This is a genomic window from Streptomyces sp. NPDC057654 (assembly GCF_042800135.1).
Classification (GTDB): Bacteria; Actinomycetota; Actinomycetes; order Streptomycetales; family Streptomycetaceae; genus Streptomyces.
Genome location: NZ_JBHVHQ010000535.1, coordinates 1 through 5933, shown reverse-complemented (window position 1 = coordinate 5933; position 5933 = coordinate 1). Strand labels below are relative to the sequence as shown.

The window sequence follows — 5933 nt, the reverse complement described above, 5'->3', positions numbered from 1 at the left end:
CCGTGGAGGTGCGGGCCGTCGCCTGTGAGCTACGGGACGTCACTTGGCGGCGTCGTCCTTCTGCTCGGCGGCGTTCTCGTCGTCCTCGATCACGGGGATCAGGGAGAGCTTGCCGCGCTGGTCGATCTCGGCGATCTCGACCTGCACCTTGGCGCCGACCGCGAGCACGTCCTCGACGTTCTCCACGCGCTTGCCGCCGGCGAGCTTGCGGATCTGCGAGATGTGCAGCAGACCGTCCTTGCCGGGCATGAGGGAGACGAAGGCGCCGAAGGTGGTGGTCTTGACGACCGTACCCAGGTAGCGCTCGCCGACCTCCGGCATGGTCGGGTTGGCGATCGAGTTGATCGTGGAGCGGGCGGCCTCGGCGGCCGGGCCGTCGGCGGCGCCGATGTAGATGGTGCCGTCGTCCTCGATCGTGATGTCGGCGCCGGTGTCCTCCTGGATCTGGTTGATCATCTTGCCCTTGGGGCCGATGACCTCGCCGATCTTGTCCACGGGGATCTTGACGGTGATGATCCGCGGGGCGTTCGGGGACATCTCGTCCGGGACGTCGATGGCCTCGTTCATGACGTCCAGGATGTGCAGACGGGCGTCACGGGCCTGCTTCAGCGCGGCGGCCAGGACCGAGGCGGGGATGCCGTCGAGCTTGGTGTCGAGCTGGAGCGCGGTCACGAACTGCTTGGTGCCGGCGACCTTGAAGTCCATGTCGCCGAAGGCGTCCTCCGCACCGAGGATGTCGGTGAGGGTGACGTAGTGCGTCTCGCCGTCGATGTCCTGCGAGATCAGGCCCATGGCGATGCCGGCGACGGCGGCCTTGAGCGGCACACCGGCGTTCAGCAGCGACATGGTGGAGGCGCAGACCGAGCCCATGGACGTCGAGCCGTTGGAGCCCAGCGCCTCGGAGACCTGGCGGATCGCGTACGGGAACTCCTCGCGCGTCGGCAGCACCGGCACCAGCGCGCGCTCGGCGAGCGCGCCATGGCCGATCTCGCGGCGCTTCGGCGAACCGACGCGGCCGGTCTCACCGGTGGAGTACGGCGGGAAGTTGTAGTTGTGCATGTAGCGCTTGCGCGTGACCGGCGAGAGCGTGTCGAGCTGCTGCTCCATACGGAGCATGTTCAGCGTGGTGACGCCCAGGATCTGGGTCTCGCCGCGCTCGAAGAGCGCCGAGCCGTGCACCCGCGGGATGGCCTCGACCTCGGCGGCGAGCGTACGGATGTCCGTGACGCCGCGGCCGTCGATGCGCTTCTTCTCCTTGATGACGCGCTCGCGGACCACGGTCTTGGTCAGCGAGCGGTACGCGGCGGAGATCTCCTTCTCCCGGCCCTCGAACTGCGGGAGCAGCTTCTCGGCGGCCAGCGCCTTGACGCGGTCCAGCTCGGCCTCGCGCTCCTGCTTCCCGGCGATGGTCAGCGCCTGCGCGAGCTCGCCGCGGACGGCGGCGGTCAGCGCCTCCAGGACGTCGTCCTGGTAGTCGAGGAAGATCGGGAACTCGCCGGTCGGCTTCGCGGCCTTGGCGGCGAGGTCGGACTGGGCCTTGCACAGCGCCTTGATGAAGGGCTTGGCGGCTTCCAGACCGGCGGCGACGACCTCCTCGGTCGGCGCCTCGGCACCGTCCTTGACCAGCTGGATGGTCTTCTCGGTGGCCTCGGCCTCGACCATCATGATCGCGACGTCGCCGTCGTCGAGGAGGCGACCGGCGACGACCATGTCGAAGACGGCGTCCTCAAGCTCGGTGTGGGTCGGGAACGCCACCCACTGGTTCTTGATCAGCGCGACGCGGGTGCCGCCGATCGGGCCGGAGAAGGGCAGGCCCGCGAGCTGCGTGGAGCAGGAGGCGGCGTTGATGGCGACCACGTCGTAGAGGTGGTCGGGGTTGAGCGCCATGATCGTCTCGACGACCTGGATCTCGTTGCGCAGGCCCTTCTTGAAGGACGGGCGCAGCGGGCGGTCGATGAGGCGGCAGGTGAGGACGGCGTCCTCGGAGGGCCGGCCCTCGCGACGGAAGAAGGAGCCGGGGATCTTGCCGGCCGAGTACATGCGCTCTTCGACGTCGACCGTCAGGGGGAAGAAGTCCAGCTGGTCCTTGGGCTTCTTCGAGGCGGTGGTGGCCGACAGCACCATGGTGTCGTCGTCCAGGTAGGCCACGGCGGAGCCGGCGGCCTGACGGGCCAGGCGGCCCGTCTCGAAGCGGATGGTGCGGGTGCCGAAGGTGCCGTTGTCGATGACTGCTTCGGCGTAGTGGGTCTCGTTCTCCACCAGGGATATCTCCTCGTCTGCGTCCCGGCGCCCGTGTGGCGCGGGACGGTGGTGGAGGGCGTCCTCCGTGCGGGGCCGGTCTTCGATCGAAGCACCCGGGGTTCTGTGTTCCGGGGGCCACTACCGAGGACCGGCGGCGAGCGGGACGCTCCTCCTCATTCGCTATGCGATTTTCGTCATGCCGTTGTGGGACCAGACTACAAAGCTTCCGCTTCCCACGAGATACGCAAAGGGAGCGGCCCCCAATCCGTGGGAACCGCTCCCTTCACGACGGCTTACTTGGCGCCGGCCGCACCGCGACGGATGCCGAGGCGCTCCACCAGCGCACGGAAGCGCGTGATGTCCTTCTTCGCCAGGTACTGAAGCAGCCGGCGGCGCTGGCCGACCAGGAGCAGCAGGCCACGGCGGGAGTGGTGGTCGTGCTTGTGGGTCTTGAGGTGCTCGGTCAGGTCCGAGATGCGGCGGGAGAGCATCGCGACCTGGACCTCGGGGGAACCGGTGTCACCCTCCTTGGTGGCGAACTCGGCCATGATCTGCTTCTTCGTAGCGGCGTCGAGCGACACGCGGTACTCCTCAAATTCTGTAGTGGCCACCGAGTGCCCCTGGTCTCGATCGCAGGGGAGCTTCCATGACTCGGGAGGCGGGGTCCGCTGGGCGCTGCCCCCAGAGTGCTCCGGAGGCGCGTACACAAACGGCCGCCACCCACAGTACCAGCCGGGTCGCGCGGCCCCTCCCCCATGGTCTTCGGCGGTCAGCTCCCCGCGAGGCCGCGGGCGGAGGAGTACACGTCGAGCACGGCGAGGCACAGCGGTACGAGCGCGAGCAGCAGGGCGCTCTCCGCTATGTCGGACAGCCGGCCCCAGAAGGGGGAGAGCCCCTTCTTCGGGATGATCAGCGCGATGCCGATGATCAGGGCGGCACCGGCGGTGACGGCCGCGGCGAGCCAGACCGTACGGATGTCGAGCGGGCCGTGGTCGTGCTCGGTGAGCAGCTTGAGCACGGCGTCGGCGGGCGGGTTCAGGGACAGCCCGAGTACGAGCAGGGCGAGGGCGGCGAGGCCCGCGCCGAGGACCGCGGCGACCTGGGCGGTGTAGCGGAAGAGCCGGGCGCGCAGCAGCATCGCGAGGCCCGCGGCGAGGGCCAGCAGCTGCCCCCACAGGTCGGCGGAGAAGCCGAGGACGGCCGCGGCGCCGACCACGACGGCGGAGCAGCCGCCGACGAGGCCGAGCAGCATCTCGTGGCCGCGGCGGGCCTGGGCCGCGATGCGGTCGGCGTCGACGGGCTCCGCGGTGGCGCCGGCCGGCGCGGCGTCGAGGTCGTCGGCGGCCGCGGAGCGGGGCGCGGCGTAGCCGATGGGCAGCCGGGCGACGCGGGCGGAGAGGCCGGGCAGGAAGGCGATGGCGCCGATGGCGACGACGGCGCAGACGGCGGCGGTGCCGGTGACGTCGGCCTCGGTGAGGATCGCGCAGAAGGTGGCGAGGGTGCCGACGGTCGCGGCGAAGACGGTGGCGACGAAGGGCGCGTCGCCGGTGGGCATGGCGGCGACCAGGGCGACGGACGCCACGAGGACGGTGACGCAGCCGAGCAGGAACTGGAGGCGGCCGATGCCCTCGCCGGCGGCGGGGGCGAGGATGCCGGAGCCCGCGATCATGAGGTGCGGCAGGGCGGCGAGGCCGAGGGCGATGGCCGAGGACCGGTCGGCGTAGATCCGCGCCCGTACGCCCGCGAGGGCGACCAGCAGCACGCCGACGGCGGCGGCGATGACGCCGGGCAGGCCGTGCATGTCGTGCCGGACGGGGTCGGCGAACCAGAGCACGAAGCCCATCAGGACGAGCAGCAGGGCGCCGCCGAACAGGCCGCAGACGCGCAGCAGTTGGTTGTTCCACAGGGTGCGGTCGCGGGTGACGGCGGAGGCCACGGCGTCGGAGACGTCGTCGTAGACGGCGGGCGGCAGGGATTCGGCGAAGGGACGCAGCGAGAGGAGCTCGCCGTCGAGGATCTGCTGGGCGACCAGGGAGCGGGAGCTGTCGAGGACGGCGCCGTCGCGGCGTACGAGGTGGTAGCCGGTGGGTTCGCCGGCGGCCTGGGTCTGGCCGGTGAGCCGGAGGATCTCCGGGTAGACGTCGGCGACCGCGATGTCCTCCGGGAGTGCGACATCGATCCGGCTGTCGGGGGCGACGACGGTCACCCTGCAGAAGCCGGTCGTAGCGGACGTACTCACGTTAAAGGCCCCCTGAATCGCTCTGCTCGGTGCGCTCGTGCATACGGCGTGCTTCGCTCGTGCGTACGCGCGGCGGCCACCCTACCGGGGCCGGTGTCGGTCCCCATCGATAGGATCGCCGTCTCGCGGAGGGAGGCCGTCGCCACGGGGGCGCCGGACTGGAACTGTCCTTCCGCGTGATGGGGGTTGAAGGACCGTTGAGCCAGGTCGTCGTCAAGCGCCAGCCGCGGGCCCTGCCGCCCGAGGTGCCGAGCGAGGAGCTCCGTCTAGAGTCGCCGCCGGAGCTGCCGCGCGGCCAGCAGGACGGCGTGCTGATGCAGCTGCTGCCCACGCTGGGCATGGCCTCGTCGATGGTCTATTTCTTCATGCCGGGCGCCGCGCCGATGATGAAGATCATGGGCGTCATGATGATGTTCTCGACGCTCGGCATGACCATCGCGATGTTCATGCGGCACCGTCAGGGCTCACAGGGGCAGATGGCGGACATGCGCCGCGACTACCTCAAATACCTCGCGCAGACGCGGCGGACCGTCCGTAAGACGGCTCGGGCGCAGCGCGACGCGCAGTTCTATCTGCACCCCTCCCCCGAGCAGCTGTGGGCGGTGGTCGCCGAGGGCAGCCGCGTGTGGGAGCGGCGGATGAGCGACAACGACTTCGGGCAGGCCCGGCTCGGGCTCGGCTCGCAGCAGCTCGCGACGCCGCTGGTGGCGCCGGAGACCGCGCCGGTCGACGAGCTGGAGCCGCTGACCGCGGGGGCGATGCAGCACTTCCTGGCGGTCCACGGGTCGCTGGACGGGATGCCGATGGCGGTGTCGCTGCGCGCCTTCTACCACGTGACGCTGTCGGGCGAGCCGGAGACGGTGCACGGGGCGGCGCGCTCGCTGGTGGCCCAGCTCGCCACGCTGCACTCGCCGGACGACCTGGTGATCGCGGTGGTGGCGGCGCGCGGCGCGGCCTCGTACTGGGAGTGGACGAAGTGGCTGCCGCATGTGCAGCTGCCCGGCGCGGTGGACGGCGCGGGCGCGCGGCGGCTGATCAGCGACGACCTGAGCGAGCTGGAGGACCTGCTGAAGCCGCGGCTGGAGGGGCGTACGCGCTTCAGCCGGGACGGGCAGCCGCTGCTCGACCAGCCGCAGGTGCTGCTGATACTGGACGGCGCGATGGTGCCGCCGGACTCCGCGTTCGCGGCGCAGGAGGGGCTCCAGGGCGTCACGATCGTCGAGGTGGTGCCGGGCGAGCTGGACGAGCTGCGCGGTGGGCTGTCCGTGGTCGTACGGCCGGGCCGGCTGCAACTGGTGTCGCAGGTCGCGGTGTACGAGGGGGTGCCGGACACGCTGTCGATGGAGACGGCGGACGCGCTCGCGCGGCAGCTCGCGCCGCTGCGGATGGGGAGCGGCGGCGACGATGACGAGCCGCTGCTGGCCAATCTCGACTTCACGGAGCTGCTCGGGCT

Annotated in this window: 3 protein-coding genes and 1 pseudogene; 1 reads left to right on the top strand and 3 read right to left on the bottom strand. The window is 70.9% G+C overall.

The features are described 5' to 3' along the window. Window positions 1–39 precede the first annotated feature (39 nt). From ACFU99_RS29960 to eccD, 3 genes are all read right to left on the bottom strand, one after another. The gene (locus ACFU99_RS29960) at window positions 40–2259 is read right to left on the bottom strand and encodes a polyribonucleotide nucleotidyltransferase (protein ID WP_384397954.1); all 2220 of its coding nucleotides are present in this window, start codon (window positions 2257–2259) and stop codon (window positions 40–42) included. Between the two features lie 275 nt (window positions 2260–2534). After that, complete coding sequence (gene rpsO, locus ACFU99_RS29955) at window positions 2535–2822, bottom strand: 30S ribosomal protein S15 (protein WP_006602744.1); 288 nt, start codon at window positions 2820–2822, stop codon at window positions 2535–2537. A 188-nt stretch (window positions 2823–3010) separates the two neighbouring features. Beyond that, window positions 3011–4480: a type VII secretion integral membrane protein EccD gene (gene eccD / locus ACFU99_RS29950; protein WP_384397952.1), complete on the bottom strand. Its 1470-nt coding sequence runs from the start codon at window positions 4478–4480 to the stop codon at window positions 3011–3013. 197 nt (window positions 4481–4677) lie between these two features. Between eccD and ACFU99_RS29945 the strand changes: the two are divergent. Continuing rightward, window positions 4678–5933, top strand: a pseudogene (locus ACFU99_RS29945) (type VII secretion protein EccC); the annotation flags it as partial.